Below are 18,681 nucleotides of genomic sequence, written 5' to 3'. Positions count from 1 at the left end.
CCCGGACGCAGTGCGGTACAGCCGCCCTCAACCTAGTGGACGGGCCGCGCCCCGTCCCGCGCCCGGTCCCGCGCCTCGGCCCGCACCCGGCCCGCGCCTGCGAGGCGCCGTTTGCGCCACGGTGGCCATCCGGGGGAGGCTGATCGGCCATGGTCGCTCCCGGTGCTGACGCGCGTGCCTAAGAGCCCGCGCCAGCGCCTGGCCGAAATCCGCAGGTCATGGGAGCGCAGCACCGAGATCGACGTGCCTGCCCCCCGGCCCGCCACGCCCCCCCGGCCCGGGGGCCTGCGCATCGCCTACCTGGTCTACCGGGGCAACCCGCGCTGTGGGGGCCAGGGCGTCTACACCCGTCACCTGGCCCGGGAGCTCGTGCGCCTCGGCCACTCGGTGGAGGTCTTCGCCGGCCAGCCGTGGCCGGTGCTCGACGACGGCGTCGGGTTCACGCCCGTCCCGGGCCTCGACCTGTACCGGGACCCCGACCCGTTCCGACTGCCGCACCCGCGCGAGCTGCGCTCGTCGATCGACCTGCTCGAGTTCGGGGTCATGTGCACGGCCGGGTTCCCCGAGCCCCGCACGTTCTCGCTGCGCGTGCGGCGACTGCTGGCGGCTCGCCGCGGCGACTTCGACATCGTGCACGACAACCAGTGCCTGGGGTCGGGGCTGCTCGGCATGCTCGAGGACGGGTGGCCACTGCTCACGACGCTGCACCACCCCATCACCGTGGACCGCCAGCTCGCCCTGTCGCACGCCGAGAACGCCTACCGTCGCCTCACCCAGCGCCGCTGGTTCGGCTTCCTGGGCATGCAGAAGCGCGTGGCCAAGCAGCTGCCGCGCGTCGTCACGGTGTCGGAGTCCTCGAAGATGGACATCGCCGCCCAGATGGGGGTGCCTCCGGCGCGCATGACCGTGGTGCCGGTGGGCGTGGACCACACCGTGTTCCGCCCGCGCCCGGAACGGCCCCGCGTGCCGGGCCGGCTCATGGTGACGTCGTCGAGCGACGTGCCCATGAAGGGCCTGGTCCCGTTGCTCGAAGCGCTCGCCAAGCTGCGCACCGAGCGCGACGTCGAGCTGGTGGTGATCGGGCGTCCCACCGAGGGCGGCCGGGTGGCGCGCACCATCGAGCGGCTCGGGCTCGGGCCCGCCGTGCGCTGCGTGAGCGGGATCTCCGACGACGAGCTCGCCGGTCTGTACGCCGAGGCGCAGGTGGCCGTGGTGCCGTCGCTCTACGAGGGGTTCTCGTTGCCGGCCATCGAGGCCATGGCGTGCGGCGTCCCCCTGGTGGCGACCACCGGCGGGGCGCTCCCCGAGGTCGTGGGCGCCGACGGCGAGACCGGCCTGCTGGTCACGCCCGACGACGCCGAGGCCCTGGCCGGGGCCATCCGGCGGATCCTCGACGACGAGGTCCTGGCCGAGCGCCTGGGCACGGGCGGGCGCGAGCGGGTGCTCGGGCGCTTCACCTGGGAGGCGACCGCCCGCGGCACGGCCGAGCAGTACCGGGCCGTGCTCGACGCGCACCGCCCCGGCGCCAGCGCCGCCGGTTCGGGCGTGGCGGTGGCGCCGTGCTGACCGTCGACTACGACCGCCTCGGCGTGAGCCGGGGTGAGCGGCTGCTCGACCTGGGCTGCGGGGGTGGCCGCCACGCCTTCCAGGCGGTCCGGCTCGGGGCGCGGGTCGTGGCCCTCGACGCCCAGGCGACGGAGGTCGCCCAGGTCCGCGACACCATCGGGGCCATGCTCGACGCCGGCGAGGTCCGGGCCGACGACGAGGCGGGCGTCGTCCAGGGCGACGCCCTGCGCCTGCCGTTCGCCGACGCCAGCTTCGACCGCGTCATCGCCGCCGAGGTCCTGGAGCACATTCCCGAGGACGGCTCCGCCATGGCCGAGCTGTCGCGGGTGCTGCGGCCGGGGGGCACCATGGCCGTCACCGTGCCGCGCTTCGGCCCCGAGGCCGTGAACTGGGCCCTGTCGAACGAGTACCACGACATCCCCGGCGGCCACGTGCGCATCTACCGGCGCTCCACGCTCTTCGACCGCCTGCGCGGCGCGGGGCTGCGGCCCGTGGCCAGCCACCACGCCCACGCGCTGCACTCGCCCTACTGGTGGCTGCGCTGCTGGGTGGGCCCGCGCCGTGACGACCACCTGCTCGTGCGGTCGTACCACCGGCTCCTGGTCTGGGACATCACCCGCGCCCCGCGCCTCACGCGCATGGCGGACCGTGTCCTCAATCCCGTGCTCGGCAAGAGCCTCGTCGTCTACCTGGAGAAGCCCGCATGACCCGAACCGAGGGGATGCTTCCGGTCACCGCCCATCTGCAGGACGTGGAGCGTGTGCTCGACGCCCCCGCGGTGGTCCCGGTCCCGGAAATTGCAGGCGTGCTGGGCGCGGCCGACGTGGTGGCGACAGCCGAGTCGATCGCGGCGGTGCAGCGCCACGACGGCATGATCCCGTGGTTCGAGGGCGGCCACTGCGACCCGTGGAACCACGTGGAGTCGGCCATGGCCCTCACGGTCGCCGGCCTCCACAAGGAGGCTGTGCACGCCTACCAGTGGCTCGCCGACACCCAGCTGCCCGACGGGTCGTGGTTCAACTACTACCAGCCCGGCAGCGGCGTGAAGGACCCCCGTCTCGACACCAACGTGTGCGCCTACGTGGCCACCGGTGCCTGGCACCACTTCCGCATCACCGGGGACATGGCGGTCCTGCGGTCCATGTGGCCCGTCGTCGACCGGGCGCTCGCCTTCGTCCTGCGCTTCCAGCGCGACGACGGGGCCGTGCTGTGGTCGGTCGACCCCGACGGGCGCGCCGGCCGGTACCCACTGCTCACCGGTTCGTCGTCGATCTACCACGCGCTGCGCTGCGGTGTCGCCTGCGCCGAGACGCTCGGCGACGAGCGCCCCGACTGGGAGCTGGCGGCGGGGCGCCTCGCCCACGCCATCGGGCACACGCCGCAGGTCTTCGAGCCCAAGCACGAGTTCGCCATGGACTGGTACTACCCGGTGCTGTCCGGTGCCCTCGCCGGCCACGCCGCCGACGAGCGGATCGACTCCTGGTGGGACACCTTCGTCATGCCCGGCCGCGGCGTGCGGTGCGTGTCCACGGGCCCGTGGGTCACCGCCGCGGAGACCGCCGAGTGCGCCCTCGCCCTCGACGCCCTCGGGCGCCCGGGACAGGCGCTCGAGCTGCTCACCTGGGCGCAGGCGCACCGGTGCGACGACGGGTCGTACCTGACGGGGATCGTGTACCCCGACCGGGAGACCTTCCCCTTCGCCGAGCGGACGACCTACACCTCGGCCGCCATCGTGCTCGCCGCCGACGCGCTGTCGAACGCCACCCCGGCGGCGGGGTTGTTCCGGGGTGAGTCCATCCCCGACGGGCTCGACCTCACCGAGCCCCGGCGGGCGGCGCCACCCGCCTGAGCACGCGCAGCGACCCGCACTCGCCGTCCTCGACGAACTCACCCGAGTCGAGCGCCGCGCAGAACAGCTCGTACGGGGGCCGGCCCCCGTCGGCGGGGTCGGGGAACACGTCGTGGATCGCCAGCCATCCGCCCACGGCCACGTGCGGCGCCCATCCCCGGTAGTCGGCCCACGCCGGTTCGCGCCCGTGCCCGCCGTCGATGAAGCACAGGTCGAGCGGCGTCGCCCACCGTGAGGCCACCACCGGAGAGTCGCCGACGATGCCGACGACGCAGTGGCCGAGCCCGGCGCCGTCCACCGTGCGCCGCCAGAACGGCAGGGTGTCGATGCGACCGGTGCGGGCGTCGACCACCTCGTCGTCGTGGTGATCCCAGCCCGGCTGGTTCTCCTCCGAGCCGTGGTGGTGGTCGATGCTGACGACCACGGCGCCGGTGGCCTCGGCCGCCGCCCCGAGGTAGACGGTCGACTTGCCGCACCAGGCTCCGATCTCCACGAAGGTACCGGCGGCCGGCCCCTCCGTCCCCGCCCGGCGGGCGGCGCGGTACAGCGCGTCCCCCTCGTCGTCGGGCATGAAGCCCTTGGCCGACCGGGCGTGGTCGAAGAGCTCGGCGGTGCGGTCGTCCATGTCGTCTCCTCGGTCTGCGGGGTGGGCCTCTCGGGTCACGACGTCGCCACCGTCACCGCGCTGTAGACGGCGAAGCCCGCCAGGACGACGCCCGCCACCTTGCGGATCGTGGCGAGTGGGAGGACGCGCAGCAGGACGCGCCCCCCGACGACGCCGACGCCCATCACCGCCACGAGAGCGGCCGCGGAGCCCACGAAGACCGACAGAGGGCTGTGGTAGTGCGCGGCGAGGTTGGCCGTGAGGATCTGGGTGAGGTCGCCGAGCTCCGCCACGACGATGACCGTGAACGAGGCCAGGGCGACGTGCCGGGCCGAGCGCACCTTCTGCGCCTCGCGCTCGCCGTGTTCCTCCTCGACCTTCTCCTTGACGAGCAGGAGATAGAGGGCGCCCGCCGCGAAGAACACGGCCACCACCGCCTCGACGGCACGGTGGGGGAGCAGCTCGAGGAGCCGGCCCGCCGCCACCGCCACCCCCGAGTTGACCACCATGGCCGCGGCCGCCCCGATCCACACGGGCAGCGGCCGGTAGCGGCTCGACATCACGATGGTGGCGATCATCGTCTTGTCGGGGAGCTCGGCCACGAAGATGAGCCCGAACGTGATGGCCACGATCGACAGGCTCACGGGGAGGCCTCGCCGGTCGGCCGCGTGGGGGTTCCCCGGCCTCGGTCCCGGCCGGCGCTCAGCGCGCGCCCAGGCGCTCGACCCCGGCGTCGAGGTCGGCCGTCACCGTGTCGCCGAGGGCGGCCGCCAGCGCCACGTTGACGGCGAGCCGCTCGAGCGTCTGGTCGACCGTTCTCTGTCCGGTCGGGAGGGGGTGGGCGTTCACGAACACCCGGATCTCCTCGGCCAGGGACGGGTGGCGGCACAGCAGCTTCACGCCGTCGAGCATGCGGGGCAGGATGTTGGCGGGGATGCGGGCGCGCAGCGCGTCCCATGAGTCGCGCACCCGAGCCCACGTGGCCGGGCCGACGGTGCGGTTGGCCAGCAGGAGGTGCACCAGGAACGGGGCGTTCTGCGTGCGCACCTCGGTGCCGGCGAGCTCGAAGGCGCGCGCCGCCAGGGACTCGTCGGGGAACCCGGCCAACGCGTAGAGGTAGCGCATCTCCTCCTGCGGCGTGGCGGGGTGGCGGTACCGCTCCAGGAAGGCCTCGAAGTCCTCGGGCCCGCCGCCGGCCGCCACCACGCCGAGCAGAGCCGAGGCGAGGTCGGGGTCGGGGACGAGCTCGCCGCGGCCGGCGGCCTCGAGGCGCCGGCGCGCCTCGGCGCGCACTGCCGCGTCCTGGCCCACGGTGCCCAGCGCGCCCACGACCTGGGCCCGCAGCGTCGGGGTCCGGGGGCCGTCGCCGGCGCGGGGCTCCCATCCGAGGCGCGCCAGCACGCCGCCCAGCAGGGCGCGGGTGTAGGCGGCCAGGTGCGGCCGGGCGTCGTCGTCGACGGCGTGGTCGAGGAACGACAGGGCGCCGGTGACCTGGGCCCACACGTCGGGATCGGGCTCGGCGCCGAGCGACTCGGCCAGGACGAGGAAGCCCGGCAGCGCGGCGCGCCGCCCGACGACCGCCGCCCACGTGTCACCGAGGAGGTTGAAGCGCTCCAGCAGGTCGAGCGAGCCCATGGTGTCGGCCAGACGACGCAGGTGCTCGGGGGCGTACCGCACGCGGTAGTAGCCCGAGCCGCCGGCGTTGACCACGACCGGCGCGTCGGGCGGGCCGCCGAGGTCGAGGGTCTCGGCTCCGGCGCCGAGCAGGAGCCGGGCCTCGCCGCCCCCCGGTGCCCTGGCGATGACGGGCACCGACCACGTCGACCCGATGGCGCTCGGCCCCGTCGCCGGCGCGTAGGAGAACGGCTCCTGCGTGAGCACCACGGCGCCGCCGGGCCGGGCTGACCCGTCGCCGGCGCCGGCGCCGCCGTCCACGGTGACGAGGGGGAACCCACCCTGCAGGATCCAGCTGCCCATGATGTCGCGCACCGGGGCACCGCTGGCGTCCTCGATGGCCTCCCACAGGTCGACCGTCTCGGTGTTGCCGAAGCGGTGGGCGCGCAGGTACCGCCGGATGCCCTCGCGGAACGCGTCCTCCCCCAGGTAGCGCTCGAGCATGCGCAGCACGCCGGCACCCTTCTGGTAGGTGAGGACGTCGAACATCCCCTGGGCCTCCTCGGGTGGCCCCACCGGGTACTCGACCGGCCGGGTGGCGTGCAGCGCGTCGGTCGCCATGGCCGCGTCGCGCTCGATGCCGAACGACACCCACCGCTGCCACTCGGGCCGGAAGTGGTCGACGCACAGCAGCTCCATGAGCGTGGCGAAGGCCTCGTTGAGCCAGATGCCGTTCCACCAGCGCATGGTGACGAGGTCGCCGAACCACATGTGGGCGATCTCGTGGGAGATGACGTCCGCCACGCGCTCGAGCTCCAGGCGCGACGCCCGTTCGGGGTCGACGAGCAGCACGGCCTCGCGGAACGTCACGCACCCCAGGTTCTCCATCGCCCCGAAGGCGAAGTCGGGGATCGCCACGAGGTCGAGCTTCTCGCCGGGGTAGTCGATCCCGAACCACTCGGCGAAGAACTCCAGGGCGTGGGCGGCGGCGTCGAGGGCGAAGGACGTGAGGCCGTCCTTGCCCGGCACGTGCACGATCCGCACCGGTGTGCCCCTGACATCGAGGGGGTCCGTCGCCACCAGGGGGCCCACGATGAACGCCACCAGGTACGTCGACATGGGGATGGTGTCGCCGAAGCGCACCCGGCGGCCGCCGGTGGGGAGGAGCGACTCCGCCACCTCGGGGCCGTTGGAGTAGCCCGCGAGCCCCGGGGGGATGTCGAGCGTGACCGAGAACACGGCCTTGCGGTCGGGCTCGTCGAAGCACGGGAAGGCGCGCCGGGCGTCGGTCGCCTCGAACTGGGTCGTGGCCACCACCCGCGTCGTCCCGTCGGCGTCGGTGAACGCCGAGCGGTAGAAGCCGTGCAGCTTGTCGTTGAGCACACCCGTGAACTCGATGGCGATGACCGCCGGGCCCGGGTCGAGCGGCGCCGCGGGCGCGAGGACCAGCCGTTCGGTCTCGGCGTCGAGGCGGACGTCGAGCGCCCGGGGTTCCTCGCCGGCGCGCTCGAGGTGGGCCGACGCCACGGACAGCTCGGCGGCATGCATGACGATCTCGGGCACGGTGTCGTGGACGACCACCTCGATGCGGACGTCCCCGGCGAAGGTCGCGGCCTCGAGGTCGGGGGCGAGCCGCAGGTCGTAGCGCTGCGGCTCGACGCTGTAGGGCAGCCGGTGCTCCGCCGACGGGTCGACGCGTCCGCTCACGCTCGTCTCGGTCATCGTGGGCAGGCTACCCGGGCTGGATCGCGCCACCGGCTCGGCGGGCTAGCTTGCCGGGCTGTGACCGACGCTCCCCCCACCGCTGCCGGGCGCCGGGCGCCCCTCGACGTCGTCGCCATCGGCTCGGCTCTCGTCGACGTCCTGACGACCGCGACCGCCGACGACCTGCGCCGGCTCGACATGGCGAAGGGGTCGATGACCTTGGTCGACCTGGCGAGGGCGGCCTCGGTCTACGCGGCCATGGGCCCGGCCGTCGAGGTCTCCGGCGGCTCGGCCGCCAACACCGCCGTGGGGGTGGCCGCGCTCGGCGGCCGGGTCGGCTACCTCGGCAAGGTGGCCGCCGACGAGCTGGGGGAGGTGTTCCTCCACGACATCACGGCGGCGGGGGTCACCATGTCCCGGGTGGCGCCGGTGGAGCCGTCCGGCGACCCCGCCGCCGACCGCGCCACCGGGCGGTGCCTGGTCCTCGTGACCGAGGACGGCGAGCGCACCATGGCCACCCACCTCGGCGTGGCGGCGACGCTCGGGCCCGAGGACCTCGACGAGGAGCTCGTGGCCCGGGCCCAGGTCGTCTACCTGGAGGGGTACCTGTGGGACCTCGGCCCGGCCAAGGCCGCCATGCGCCGGGCCATGGAGCTCGCCCATGCCAACGACGCGCTCGTGGCCCTGAGCGTCTCCGATCCTTTCTGCGTGCAGCGGCACCAGCGGGAGTTCCTGGAGCTGCTGCACGGCGAGGTGGACGTGCTCTTCGCCAACGAGGACGAGACGACGCTGCTCTTCGGCGCGGCCACCTTCGACGCCGCGCTGGCCGCGGTCGAGGAGACTGGGCTGCTCGCCGCCCTCACCCGCGGGCCGCTCGGGTCCGTGGTGGTCACCGCGTCGGGGCCCGTCGCCATCCCCGCCGACCCCGTCGAGCGCGTGGTCGACACGACCGGGGCCGGCGACCTCTATGCCGCCGGTTTCCTCCACGGCCTCACGAACGGGCAGGACCCCGAGCGCTGCGCCCGGCTGGGCGGCCTGTGCGCGGCCGAGGTCATCTCCCACGTCGGTGCCCGGCCCCAGGCCGACCTGCGTGCCCTGGCGGTGGAGGCCGGCCTGCTCTGAGCGGGTGGGGTGCTCGGGTCCAGGTGCTCGGGTCCAGGTGCTTGGGTCCCTCAGTGGCCGCCGTCGCCCGCCGACGCCTCCGGTGGCAGGTACGTGAGCTCCAGGTCCCCCAGCCGCACGAGCACCGACGCCACCCACCGGCCGAGCGCCCCGACCGGCCCGGCGAGCGACGAGGCGTCCTCGAGGGCGGCCTCGTCCAGCCGCAGCGTTCCCTGGTACGTCGTCTCCACGGCGAAGCGCAGGCCACCACCGGCCGGCTCGTAGACCTGCTCCACCACGGGGGCGGCCCGCACGAGCGTGTCGGCGCCGATGGCGGGGCTCTCCTCGGGGAGGCAGGCCACGACGGCGTCGAGGTCCGGCATGGCGGCCAGGCGCTGCACGCGCAGGGTGATCTCGAGCACGACCTCGGGCAGGTCGACGGGCGGCTCGCCGATCGACCACGACCGGTAGGCGCTCTGGCTCCATGTCGGCCAGTCGAGCGACAGGTCGGCACGGACACGCGGAGGCTGCTCCTCGCCGGGGAGCGAGTACGACGTCTCCCAGGACACGTCCCCGAGGAACACGTCGACCTGGAAACGCTCCTCGACCGCCTGTCGCTGCAACAGGGCGTCTTCGAGCGCGCTGCGGGTCTGGGTGATGAGGTCAACCAGGATGTGGTCGAGCATGGCGCGCCAGAGGCTACCGTTGACACGGTGGAGCGCGGCGCGGGCAACCCCTGGCTGGGACGCCGCGTGCTCACCTACGCGCACCAGTGCGGTGCCTGGGAAGCGCCCTCGTCGACGTTGTTCGCCCTGCGCCGTGCGCTCGGGCTGGGTGTCACCGGGATCGAGCTCGACGTCCACGCCACCGCCGACGGCCACCTCGTGGTGTGCCACGACGGCACCGTCGACCGCACGACGGACGGCCACGGGCCCATCCACGCCATGACCCTCGCGGAGGTGCGCGCCCTCGACAACGCGTACTGGTTCGTGCCCGGGGGCGACGAGACGCCCGGCCTCGACGCCGACGCCTATCCCTACCGCGGCCGGGCCCCCGACGAGCGCGAGTTCGGGGTGGCCACCTTGGCCGAGGTCCTCGACGTCCTCGACGACCATCCGCACGTGGCGGTCAACCTCGACATCAAGCAGACGGCCCCCGCCGTCAAGCCCTACGAGGAACTCCTCGCCCGGGAGCTCGCCGGTCGCCGGGGCCTCGATCGCGTCATCGTGGCGTCGTTCCTCGACATCGCCACGGAGTCGTTCGCCCGCTTCGGGCCCGACGTCGCCATATCGGCCGGCACCCTCGCCGTCGCCACCTTCTGGCGGGCGATCAACGGCGGGGAGGACCCACCCGCCACGGCCCACGTCGCCCTGCAGGTGCCGGCCACCCAGGGCGATGTCGTCGTCGTGGACGAGCGCTTCGTCGCCGTCGCCCACGAGCACGGCCTGGCCGTCCACGTGTGGACCGTCAACGACGTGGCCGCCATGGACCGCCTGCTCGACCTGGGCGTCGACGGCATCATCTCGGACCTGCCGACACCGCTGGTGGCGCGGGTGGCGGCCCGGGGGCTGACCTACCGCCCCTGACCCGGCCCGCCGGGCGCTCCCGCCGGAGGCTCAGCCGCGGCCGGCGTTGGGCCGCTTGCCGTGGTTGGCCTTCTTCTTGCTGCGGATCTTGCGCTTGACGGTGCGTTTCGACATGGCGTCCCACGTTACCGGACCCATCCGACGGCCACGACCGATGTGCCCGGTGCCCGGCTCGTCGGCGGAGATCGGCCGGTCGGCCAGCCGGTAGCGTCTCCTCGATGGAACGGCTCGGCATCGTCGGACTCCCCAACTCCGGCAAGACGTCGCTGTTCAACGCCCTGACCGGCGCGGCCGCACCGGTGGCGCCCCATCCCTTCACCACCACCGAGACCTCGGTGGCGGTCGCCCCCCTCCCCGACGCCCGCCTCGACGCACTGGCCACCATGAGCGCCAGCCGCAAGGTGGTGCGCGCCGGGATGGAGGTGGTGGACATCGCCGGCCTGGTCTCGGGCTCGTCGGCGGGGGAGGGACTCGGGAACCGCTTCCTGGCCGGCATCCGCGAGGTCGACGCCCTGTGCATGGTGCTGCGGGCCTTCGAGGACCCCGAGGTTCCCGGTGACACCGACCCCGTGGACGCGCTGGCCACGCTCGAGCTCGAGCTGGTGCTGGCCGACATGGCCACGATCGAGGCGCAGATCGACAAGCGGCGCAAGGCGGCGCGGGCCGACAAGAGCCTGGCGGCGGAGGTGGCGGCCATGGAGGCCGCCCACGCGGTGCTCTCGGCGGGGACCCCGCTGTACCGTGCCGGGCTCGACCCGGACGAGCGCGCCGCGCGCAAGAACCTCTTCCTCCTCACCGACAAGCCCGTGCTCGCCGTGGTCAACCTCGGGGAGGACGACCTCGGCCGCGTCGACGAGCTCGTGGAGCCGGTGGCCGACGCGCTCGAGGCGCACGGCGAGGTGCTGGGGGCGTGCATCCAGCTCGAGGCCGAGGCGTCCCGGCTCACGGCGGCGGAGCGATCCGAGCTCCTCGAGGGCCTCGGGCTCGGCGACGGCGCCTTGGCCCGGGTGGCGCGCAGCGCCTACCTCCTGCTCGGGCGGCGCGTCTTCTTCACCACGGGGGACAAGGAGTCGAGGGCCTGGAGCTTCCGGTCCGGTGCCAACGCCGCGGAGTGCGCCGGGGTCATCCACTCGGACCTGCAGCGGGGGTTCATCCGGGCCGAGGTGATCCACTGGGACGAGCTCATCGGGCTCGGCTCGTGGGCCGCCGCCAAGTCGGCGGGCCGGATCCGCCTCGAGGGCAAGGACTACGAGGTGGCCGACGGCGACGTCCTCGAGATCCGTTTCAACGTGTGAGCACGACGGAGCCGCCGTGACCTCGACGACGTGGCTGCTGAGAGACGGCGTGGTCCTGGCCAACGCCGAGGTCGCCGTCACGTCCGCCGAGCGCATGCGCGGGCTGTTGGGGCGCTCGTCCTTCGAGGGCGCGTTCATCCTGCCGCGCACCCGCGCCGTGCACAGCTTCGCCATGCGCCTCGCCATCGACGTGGCGTTCCTGGACCAGCGGATGTGCGTGATCGACGTCGTCCGCCTCGCCCCGTGGCGGATGACCCTGCCGCGCCGGCGCGCCCGGACCGTGCTCGAAGCGGAGGCGGGGGCCTTCGAGCGCTGGGGCCTGCGCGTCGGCGACACGCTCGAGCTCCACGACCCCCGGTGACCGGCGGCGGCACCCCATGAATCCCGGCGACGGTGCCGGGGTCGACGGGGCCCGGGGCACGTTGGTCCTCGTGGCCACGCCCATCGGCAATCTCGGGGACCTTTCGCCCCGGGCGCGCCTCGCCCTGGCGGGCGCGGACCTGGTGTGCTGCGAGGACACCCGCCGCACCCGGGCCCTGCTGGCCCACGCCGGCATCAGCGGCAAGCGGCTGCTGTCGCTGCACGGCCACAACGAGGCGGCGCGCGTCGATGACGTGCTCGCCCGCCTGGCCGCGGGCATGGTCGTCGCCGTCGTGAGCGACGCGGGAACGCCGGCCGTCTCGGACCCCGGAAGCCGGCTGGTGGGTGCGGCCGTCGCCGCCGGCGTCACCGTGACGGCGGTGCCGGGCCCGAGCGCGGTGGTGACGGCCGTGGTGGTGAGCGGGCTTCCCACCGACCGGTTCTGCTTCGAGGGGTTCCTGCCCCGGCGGGGCGCCGAGCGGCGCCGGCGCCTCGACGCCGTGGCCGGGTCGGCCAGCACCGTCGTCGTGTTCGAGGCGCCCGGGCGGCTGGCGGCCACCCTCGCCGACCTCGTGGGCGTCTGTGGTCCCGACCGCCCCGTGGCCGTGGCCCGCGAGCTGACCAAGCTCCACGAGGAGGTGTGGCGGGGGTCGCTGGCGGCGGCGGCCGCGGCGTTCGAGGAGCGCGAGGTGCGGGGAGAGGTCGTCGTGGTGCTCGGGGGCGCCCCCGCGTCGGTGGAGGTCCCCGGTGACGCCGAGGTGGCCGACGCCGTGGGGCGCCGGCTCGTCGCCGGCGATTCCCTGCGCGACGCCGCGGCCCGCGTGGCGCAGGACCTGGGGGTGCCCCGCCGGCGCGCCTACGAGGCGGCGTTGGCGCGGCGCCGGAATGACGGGGCATGAGCAGTGGTTGGAACGGTCCGGGGTGCGGGCGGTGACGCGCCCCGGCGGCGTGCGGGGGGCACCCGGCGCGCACCCAGAGCACGAGGGCACGAGAGCACGAGAGCCCGGGAGAGGACTGACGATGGCGAGGTTCGGACCGGACACGACCCAGGCACCCCCGGTGGAGCCGGGTGACGCCCCCGCAGGGCTGGCGCTGGCGACGTTCGCGGCGGGCTGTTTCTGGGGTGTCGAGGACTTCTTCCGGAGCGTGCCGGGCGTCGTCGACGCCGTCTCCGGCTACACGGGCGGGGCGAGGCTCCAGCCGACCTACGAGCAGGTGTGCTCGGGGGCGACGGGGCACGCCGAGGCGGTGCTCGTGACCTACGACCCGGCGCGCGTCTCGTACGAGCAGCTGCTCGAGGAGTTCTGGCGCCACCACGACCCGACCACGCCCGACCGCCAGGGCCCCGACGTCGGGACCCAGTACCGGTCGGCGGTCTTCGTGCACGATGCCGAGCAGGAGCGGCTCGTCCGGGAGTCGCTCGTCGGCCATCAGGCCCGCTTCCGGCGCCCGATCGTCACCGAGGTCTCCACGGCCTCCACCTTCTGGCCGGCGGAGGCCTACCACCAGCGCTACGTCGAGCGCACCGGGCACGGGGCGTGCCACGTGGCCAACTGGTGAGGTCGGGGGTGGCCCCGACGCCGGCCGGTTTGCGGGCCCGGTCCGCAGCGCCGACCGTGGTCGGTACGCTACGGCCGTGCCCCGCTACTACGTCACGACACCGATCTACTACGTGAACGACGTGCCCCACATCGGGCACGCCTACACGATGGTCATCGCCGACGCGCTGGCACGGTGGCACCGGCTGAGCGGCGACGAGGTCTTCTTCCTCACCGGCACCGATGAGCACGGTGACAAGATCGCCCGGGCCGCCGAGGCCAACGGGGTCGGACCCACCGAGTGGGTGGACCTCATGGCGACCCGGTTCGTCGAGGCGTGGTCCGCGCTCGGTATGTCCTACGACGACTTCATCCGGACGACCGAGCCCCGCCACCACCGCGCCGTGCAGCAGTTCCTGCAGCGGATCCACGACAACGGGTTCACGACGCTCGGGGTGTACCGCGGCCTGTACTGCGTGGCGTGCGAGGACTACAAAAAGGAGTCCGAGCTCGTCGACGGCAATTGCCCCATCCACGGGACACCGGTGGAGCTCCTCGAGGAGGAGAACTACTTCTTCGAGCTCAGCGCCTTCGAGGACCGGCTCCTGCAGTGGTACGAGGAGAATCCCGACGCCGTGCGCCCGGCGTCGAAGCGCAACGAGGCCCTCGGCATCATAAAGGGGGGGCTCGAGGACATCTCCATCACGCGGACGTCGACGACGTGGGGCGTCGAGGTCCCCTGGGACCCCGCCCATGTCTTCTACGTCTGGTACGACGCCCTGGTCAACTACCTGACCGCCATCGGGTACGGAGACGACCAGGAGCGCTTCGCGACGTGGTGGCCTGCGGTCCACCACGTCCTCGGCAAGGACATCCTCAGGTTCCACTGCGTGTGGTGGCCGGCGATGTGCATGGCTGCCGGGATCGAGCCCCCGGCCCACCTGCTCGTGCACGGATGGCTGCTCGTGTCGGGCGAGAAGATGTCGAAGTCCAAGGCGAACCAGATCTCGCCGCGTCAGCTCACCGACGACTTCGGCGTCGACGCCGTGCGGTACTACCTCCTGCGAGAGACGCCGTTCGGCGTCGACGGCGACTTCTCCCACGAGGGCATCACGGCGCGCTACAACGCGGATCTCGCCAACAACCTCGGGAACCTGCTCGCCCGCGTGGCCACCGTGGTCGGCTCCAAGTGCGGCGGGGTGGGCCCCGCGCCCGACGCGGGCAGCCGGCTGCAGGCGGTCGCCACGTCGGCACTCGCCGACGCCACGCGCGCCTGGGAGGACGCCCAGCCGCACCTCGCCCTCGAGGCGACGTGGCACCTCATCCACGAGACCAACGCCGAGTTGGAGACGGCCGAGCCGTGGAAGGCCGATCCCGGGCCGGCCGTCGACGCCGTCCTCGGCAGCGCGCTCGAGGCACTGCGCATCGTGGCGCTGCTGGCCTCGCCGGCGATGCCCGACACCTGCGCCGAGATCTGGCGCCGGCTCGGGCTCGACGGCCGGCCCGACGAGCGCCGCGTCCCCGCCGACGCGACCTGGGGCGGGTATCCGGGCGGCCGGCCCGTCGAGAAGGGGGCGCCGCTGTTCCCCCGCCGCCCGGCGTGACCGGCGCCGAGGACCGGGCTGTACCCGGCGCCGCGGCGCGCTGGATCGACTCCCACTGCCATCTCCAGGACCGGTACCGGGCGGAGGGCACCGAGGTCGCCACGGCTCTGTCCGAGGCCGCCGAGGCCGGCGTCGTCGGCATCGTGTGCGTGGGGACCGATCCCGCCACGTCGCGTCAGGCGGTGGCGGTGGCGGTGGCGGCGCGCGCCGCGGCGGCGCGCAGTGGCGGCGATCCGGCGTCGTGGGCGCTCCCGGCCGGCTTCGGGGCATGGGCGACCATGGGCCTGCACCCCCACGAGGCGTCGCAGGGGGTGGAGGAGATCGCGCGCCTCCTCGCCGAGGCGGTGTCCGATGCCGACGGCATCGTCGTGGCCGTGGGGGAGTGCGGCCTCGACTACCACTACGAGCACTCCCCGCGTGATGCGCAGCGTCACGCCTTCGCCGCGCAGGTCGCGCTGGCGCGCCAACACGACCTGACGCTCGTCGTGCACTCGCGCCGGGCCTGGGACGACACGATCGACGTCCTGCGCGGCGAGGGCCCGCCGGCGCGCACGGTGTTGCACTGCTTCACGGGCGGACCCGAGGAGGCGCGACGGTGCCTCGACCTCGGCGCATTCCTGTCCTTCAGCGGCATCGTCACGTTCAAGGGAGCAGACGACGTGCGCGCCGCGGCAGCGCTGTGCCCGCGCGACCGCCTGCTGGTGGAGACCGACGCGCCCTTCCTGGCGCCGACACCGCACCGGGGCCGGGAGAACCGCCCGGCTTGGGTGGTGGAGGTCGGGGAGGCGGTGGCGGTGGTCAAGGGATTGACGCCCGACGCGCTCGCGGCGTCCTGCACCGCCGCCACGCGAGCGGCGTTCGCACTGGTGTGAACGTGCACGCCCCGGTTCCCGGCGAATCCCGGCGGTATTCCTCATGCCGAGCACTGACCCATTCGGCGTAGCTACACCGTTGCGCTCTGTGGCGTTTTCACGCACAGGAACTGGGTTGTCCACAGGGCACAGGCACGACGATGTGTTGGAGGTAGTCGGCCGGTCACGCTCTGTCCTTCATCTCGCCCGCACAGACGGCCTGTTCGTGCGTGCACGACGTGTGTGTCGCTCCGGATCGGAATTGATGGTGCGCGCACACGCGCCTAGCGTCGTATCCGATCCCGACGCAGTCGACATCGAGTCCGCAGAGAAAGGGTGGAGTTCTGAGGACCCGGACACGCAGCGCCGGGGGGTTGCGGCCCGCCGTACGGCTGGGATGTTGTCTCGCCGTGGTGGTGGTGCCGCTCCTCCTGCTCGCGACACCAGGACGCGCCCCATCGCCGACAGCCCGACACCACGCCGCCACCAAGGCGACGCACGCGCGGGCCGACGCCACGTTGTCACGTGGATCGTCGTCGCTGCCCGTCTCCATCGCGTTCGCGGATCTCGTCGAGTCGGTGGGGCCGACGCTCCCTGCGACCGCCGCGGCTGTCGCCACCTCGCCCGTGCGGGTGCTGCACGTGTCGTTGCGGCCCGCGCTCCCCGCCACCACGACGACCGCCGCTCCGGCTCGGGCGTCCTCGCCCCCGACGCCGGCGGCGCCGAGACCCACGCCGCCGGTCACCTCGGTGCCGGCCACCACGGCGCCCCGGGCCCCGACGCCGACGGCGCCACCGCCCCCGCAGCACACCACGACGGGCCAGGCGTCGTGGTACCCGGCCGCGCCGGGCACCTGCGCCAGCCCCGGCTTGGCGTTCGGCACGGTCGTGACGGTCACGGACCTCGCCGACGGGGCGTCGACGCGCTGTACCGTCGACGACCGCGAGGCGACCACCACGGGGCGGGTGATCGACCTCTCCGAGTCCACGTTCTCCCAGCTGGCCAGCCCGTCGGTGGGCGTCGTCGAGGTGCGCCTGACCTGGTGACCGCCCGCCGTCCGCGGGCGGCGACAGGATGCCGGCCGTGACGTTGTCGCGCCGGCAGGTCGAAGAGCTCCTCGGCACCCATGGCCTGCGCCCGAGCCGGGCCCTCGGCCAGAACTTCGTGGTGGACGCCAACACCGTCCGCCGCATCGCCCGCATGTCCGGGGTCGGGCCGGGGGCGCGCGTCGTCGAGATCGGCGCCGGGCTCGGGGCGTTGACGCTGGCGCTGGCCGACACCGGTGCGACCGTCGTGGCCGTGGAGCTCGACCGTCATCTGACCCCCTTGCTCCGCGCCCAGGTGGAGCCCGTGGGGGCGCGCGTCGTCGAGGCCGACGCGTTGACCCTCGACTGGGGAGCGCTGCTCGCAGCCTCCGAACCGGTGGGCGCCGAGCGGGCCGGGCCGGACGGGCTGTCGGCGTCGTGGACGATGGTGGCGAACCTTCCGTACAACGTGGCCGTCCCTGTCGTGCTGCGCGTCCTCGACGAGGCGCCCACGGTGGCGTCGATGTTGGTCATGGTGCAGCGCGAAGTCGGTGAGCGCCTCGCCGCCGCGCCGGGCGGCAAGGCCTACGGTGCGGTGTCGGTGAAGGTGGCGTACCACGCCACGGCGCGCGTCGTCGGCCGCGTCCCGGCGTCGGTGTTCGTGCCGCGGCCGAAGGTGGAGTCGGCGCTGGTGCGCATCGACCGGCGGCCGTCGGTGGCCGTCGACCCCGGTACCGTCCCTGCCGCCCGGCTGTTCGCGCTGGTGCGGGCCGGGTTCGCCCACCGGCGCAAGATGCTCCGCCGGGCGCTCGCCGGCACCGTCCCGGCCGAGGTGTTCGCCGCGGCGGGCATCGACCCCGAGGCCCGCGCCGAGAGCCTCTCGGTGGAGGAATGGGGAAGACTGGCGGCATGCCTGCCCGGGGACGGCGGTCCGTGAGCGCCCCGGCCGACGGGGCACGCTCCAGGGCGCGGCTGACCATGCCGGCCCCGGCCAAGCTGACCCTCTCGCTGCGGGTGACCGGGGTCCGCCACGACGGCTACCACCTGCTCGACGCCGAGATGGTGTCGATCGACCTCGTCGACACGCTCACCTTCGAGCCCGGGGCGGGCATCTCGGTGGTCGACGACGTGGTGGGCTCGCTCGGTGTCGGCCTCGTGCCCACCGGGCCCGACAACCTGGTGGCCCGTGCCCTCGCCCTCGCCGGCCGCAGCGCGGCGGTGCGCATCGTGAAGCGCATCCCGACGGGAGCGGGCCTCGGGGGCGGCTCCGCCGACGCCGCCGCCGTGCTGCGATGGGCGCAGGTCACCGATCTCCACGAGGCGGCCCGCGTCGGCGCGGACGTCCCCTTCTGCGTCTGGGGCGGGCGGGCACGGGTCACGGGGGTGGGGGAGACCGTCGAGCCCCTCGCCTTCGAGGACCGTCGGTTCGTGCTCCTGCTGCCGCCGATCGCCGTCGACACCGGCGCCGTCTACAAGGCGTGGGACGACCGGCGGGCGCGTCCGGGAGGCGACGGCACGGGCGAGGCGGCGGCGGCGGCCGAGGGTGGCAACGACCTCGAGGACGCCGCCATCGACGTCGTCCCCGTGCTGGCCCACTGGCGCGACCGGCTGGGCGAGCTCACCGGGCAACGGCCGCGGCTGGCGGGCAGCGGGTCGGCGTGGTTCGTGGAGGGGGAGCCCGACGGCCTCGGCCTCGACGGCCGGGAGTTCCTCGTGATGAAGGACGACCGGGCCCCGCTGGTGGCGGTGCGGACGGTCCCTGCGTTCGACCGCCGCTGACGGACCGGTCCCGACGCGGCACTCCCGCCCGGAGGGCGGGAGCGGGGCCGTGCGACCTACTTGCCGGCTGCCCGCCGTTGCCAGCGGGTGGCCTTCAGCATCTTCTTGTGCTTCTTCTTGCGCATCCGCTTGCGGCGCTTCTTGATCAGGGATCCCATGACTGCCCGCAGGTTAGCGGGCCGGCCCGTGCATCCGCCAAGTAGCC

General features: G+C 74.0%; 19 protein-coding genes. 14 read left to right on the top strand and 5 right to left on the bottom strand.

Going from position 1 to position 18,681, the window contains the following annotated elements:
- Positions 1–162 precede the first annotated feature (162 nt).
- From VMV22_11790 to VMV22_11780, 3 genes are read left to right on the top strand one after another with little or no spacing between them, the layout of a single operon-like run.
- Positions 163–1,566, top strand: coding sequence for a glycosyltransferase family 4 protein (locus tag VMV22_11790; GenBank protein ID HUY23005.1), 1,404 nt, complete (start codon positions 163–165; stop codon positions 1,564–1,566).
- Complete coding sequence (locus VMV22_11785; protein HUY23004.1) at positions 1,560–2,273, top strand: class I SAM-dependent methyltransferase; 714 nt, start codon at positions 1,560–1,562, stop codon at positions 2,271–2,273. The genes VMV22_11790 and VMV22_11785 overlap by 7 nt, the downstream gene beginning before the upstream one ends.
- Positions 2,270–3,415: a hypothetical protein gene (locus VMV22_11780; GenBank protein ID HUY23003.1), complete on the top strand. Its 1,146-nt coding sequence runs from the start codon at positions 2,270–2,272 to the stop codon at positions 3,413–3,415. The genes VMV22_11785 and VMV22_11780 overlap by 4 nt, the downstream gene beginning before the upstream one ends.
- Here the strand turns inward: VMV22_11780 and VMV22_11775 are convergent.
- From VMV22_11775 to VMV22_11765, 3 genes are read right to left on the bottom strand one after another with little or no spacing between them, the layout of a single operon-like run.
- Positions 3,381–4,040: a class I SAM-dependent methyltransferase gene (locus tag VMV22_11775; protein ID HUY23002.1), complete on the bottom strand. Its 660-nt coding sequence runs from the start codon at positions 4,038–4,040 to the stop codon at positions 3,381–3,383. The two genes, VMV22_11780 and VMV22_11775, sit on opposite strands and share 35 nt — an antisense overlap.
- Positions 4,041–4,075: 35 nt before the next feature.
- Positions 4,076–4,663, bottom strand: a complete 588-nt coding sequence (locus VMV22_11770) for a TMEM165/GDT1 family protein (protein ID HUY23001.1) — start codon at positions 4,661–4,663, stop codon at positions 4,076–4,078.
- Positions 4,664–4,721: 58 nt separating this feature from the next.
- Positions 4,722–7,355 (bottom strand): M1 family metallopeptidase, encoded by a 2,634-nt coding sequence (locus tag VMV22_11765; GenBank protein HUY23000.1) that lies wholly within the window; start codon positions 7,353–7,355, stop codon positions 4,722–4,724.
- 60 nt (positions 7,356–7,415) lie between these two features.
- On the opposite strand from VMV22_11765, the gene VMV22_11760 reads away from it, so the two are divergent.
- Positions 7,416–8,459 carry an adenosine kinase gene (locus VMV22_11760; GenBank protein HUY22999.1) on the top strand — a complete coding sequence of 348 codons (1,044 nt, stop codon included), beginning with the start codon at positions 7,416–7,418 and terminating at the stop codon, positions 8,457–8,459.
- A gap of 50 nt (positions 8,460–8,509) precedes the next feature.
- Here the strand turns inward: VMV22_11760 and VMV22_11755 are convergent, their stop codons facing one another.
- Entirely contained in the window at positions 8,510–9,124 is a 615-nt protein-coding gene (locus tag VMV22_11755) for a hypothetical protein (GenBank protein HUY22998.1), read from the bottom strand.
- Positions 9,125–9,151: 27 nt separating this feature from the next.
- Between VMV22_11755 and VMV22_11750 the strand changes: the two genes are divergently transcribed.
- The 10 genes from VMV22_11750 to VMV22_11705 all read left to right on the top strand — a co-directional run bounded on the left by VMV22_11750 (position 9,152) and on the right by VMV22_11705 (position 18,476).
- Complete coding sequence (locus VMV22_11750) at positions 9,152–10,024, top strand: glycerophosphodiester phosphodiesterase (protein HUY22997.1); 873 nt, start codon at positions 9,152–9,154, stop codon at positions 10,022–10,024.
- A gap of 218 nt (positions 10,025–10,242) precedes the next feature.
- On the top strand, positions 10,243–11,319 hold the full coding sequence (gene ychF, locus VMV22_11745) for a redox-regulated ATPase YchF (GenBank protein ID HUY22996.1): 1,077 nt from the start codon (positions 10,243–10,245) through the stop codon (positions 11,317–11,319).
- A 16-nt stretch (positions 11,320–11,335) separates the two neighbouring features.
- Complete coding sequence (locus tag VMV22_11740; protein HUY22995.1) at positions 11,336–11,680, top strand: DUF192 domain-containing protein; 345 nt, start codon at positions 11,336–11,338, stop codon at positions 11,678–11,680.
- Positions 11,681–11,696: 16 nt separating this feature from the next.
- Complete coding sequence (gene rsmI / locus VMV22_11735) at positions 11,697–12,578, top strand: 16S rRNA (cytidine(1402)-2'-O)-methyltransferase (protein ID HUY22994.1); 882 nt, start codon at positions 11,697–11,699, stop codon at positions 12,576–12,578.
- A 121-nt stretch (positions 12,579–12,699) separates the two neighbouring features.
- Positions 12,700–13,239: a peptide-methionine (S)-S-oxide reductase MsrA gene (msrA, locus tag VMV22_11730; GenBank protein ID HUY22993.1), complete on the top strand. Its 540-nt coding sequence runs from the start codon at positions 12,700–12,702 to the stop codon at positions 13,237–13,239.
- A gap of 76 nt (positions 13,240–13,315) precedes the next feature.
- Positions 13,316–14,821: a methionine--tRNA ligase gene (gene metG, locus VMV22_11725; protein ID HUY22992.1), complete on the top strand. Its 1,506-nt coding sequence runs from the start codon at positions 13,316–13,318 to the stop codon at positions 14,819–14,821.
- Complete coding sequence (locus VMV22_11720) at positions 14,818–15,693, top strand: TatD family hydrolase (GenBank protein ID HUY22991.1); 876 nt, start codon at positions 14,818–14,820, stop codon at positions 15,691–15,693. Before metG ends, VMV22_11720 begins: the two co-directional genes overlap by 4 nt.
- A gap of 389 nt (positions 15,694–16,082) precedes the next feature.
- Positions 16,083–16,718, top strand: a complete 636-nt coding sequence (locus tag VMV22_11715; protein HUY22990.1) for a septal ring lytic transglycosylase RlpA family protein — start codon at positions 16,083–16,085, stop codon at positions 16,716–16,718.
- A 37-nt stretch (positions 16,719–16,755) separates the two neighbouring features.
- Entirely contained in the window at positions 16,756–17,634 is an 879-nt protein-coding gene (gene rsmA / locus VMV22_11710; protein ID HUY22989.1) for a 16S rRNA (adenine(1518)-N(6)/adenine(1519)-N(6))-dimethyltransferase RsmA, read from the top strand.
- Positions 17,631–18,476, top strand: a complete 846-nt coding sequence (locus VMV22_11705; protein HUY22988.1) for a 4-(cytidine 5'-diphospho)-2-C-methyl-D-erythritol kinase — start codon at positions 17,631–17,633, stop codon at positions 18,474–18,476. The genes rsmA and VMV22_11705 overlap by 4 nt, the downstream gene beginning before the upstream one ends.
- Positions 18,477–18,532: 56 nt before the next feature.
- On the opposite strand, the gene VMV22_11700 is transcribed toward VMV22_11705, so the two are convergent.
- Positions 18,533–18,634 carry an AURKAIP1/COX24 domain-containing protein gene (locus VMV22_11700; protein HUY22987.1) on the bottom strand — a complete coding sequence of 34 codons (102 nt, stop codon included), beginning with the start codon at positions 18,632–18,634 and terminating at the stop codon, positions 18,533–18,535.
- Positions 18,635–18,681: the final 47 nt, after the last annotated feature.

The sequence above is a fragment of the Acidimicrobiales bacterium genome, assembly GCA_035531755.1.
Lineage (GTDB): Bacteria > Actinomycetota > Acidimicrobiia > Acidimicrobiales > UBA8190 > DATKSK01.
This window is presented reverse-complemented; position numbering and strand designations above follow the sequence as displayed.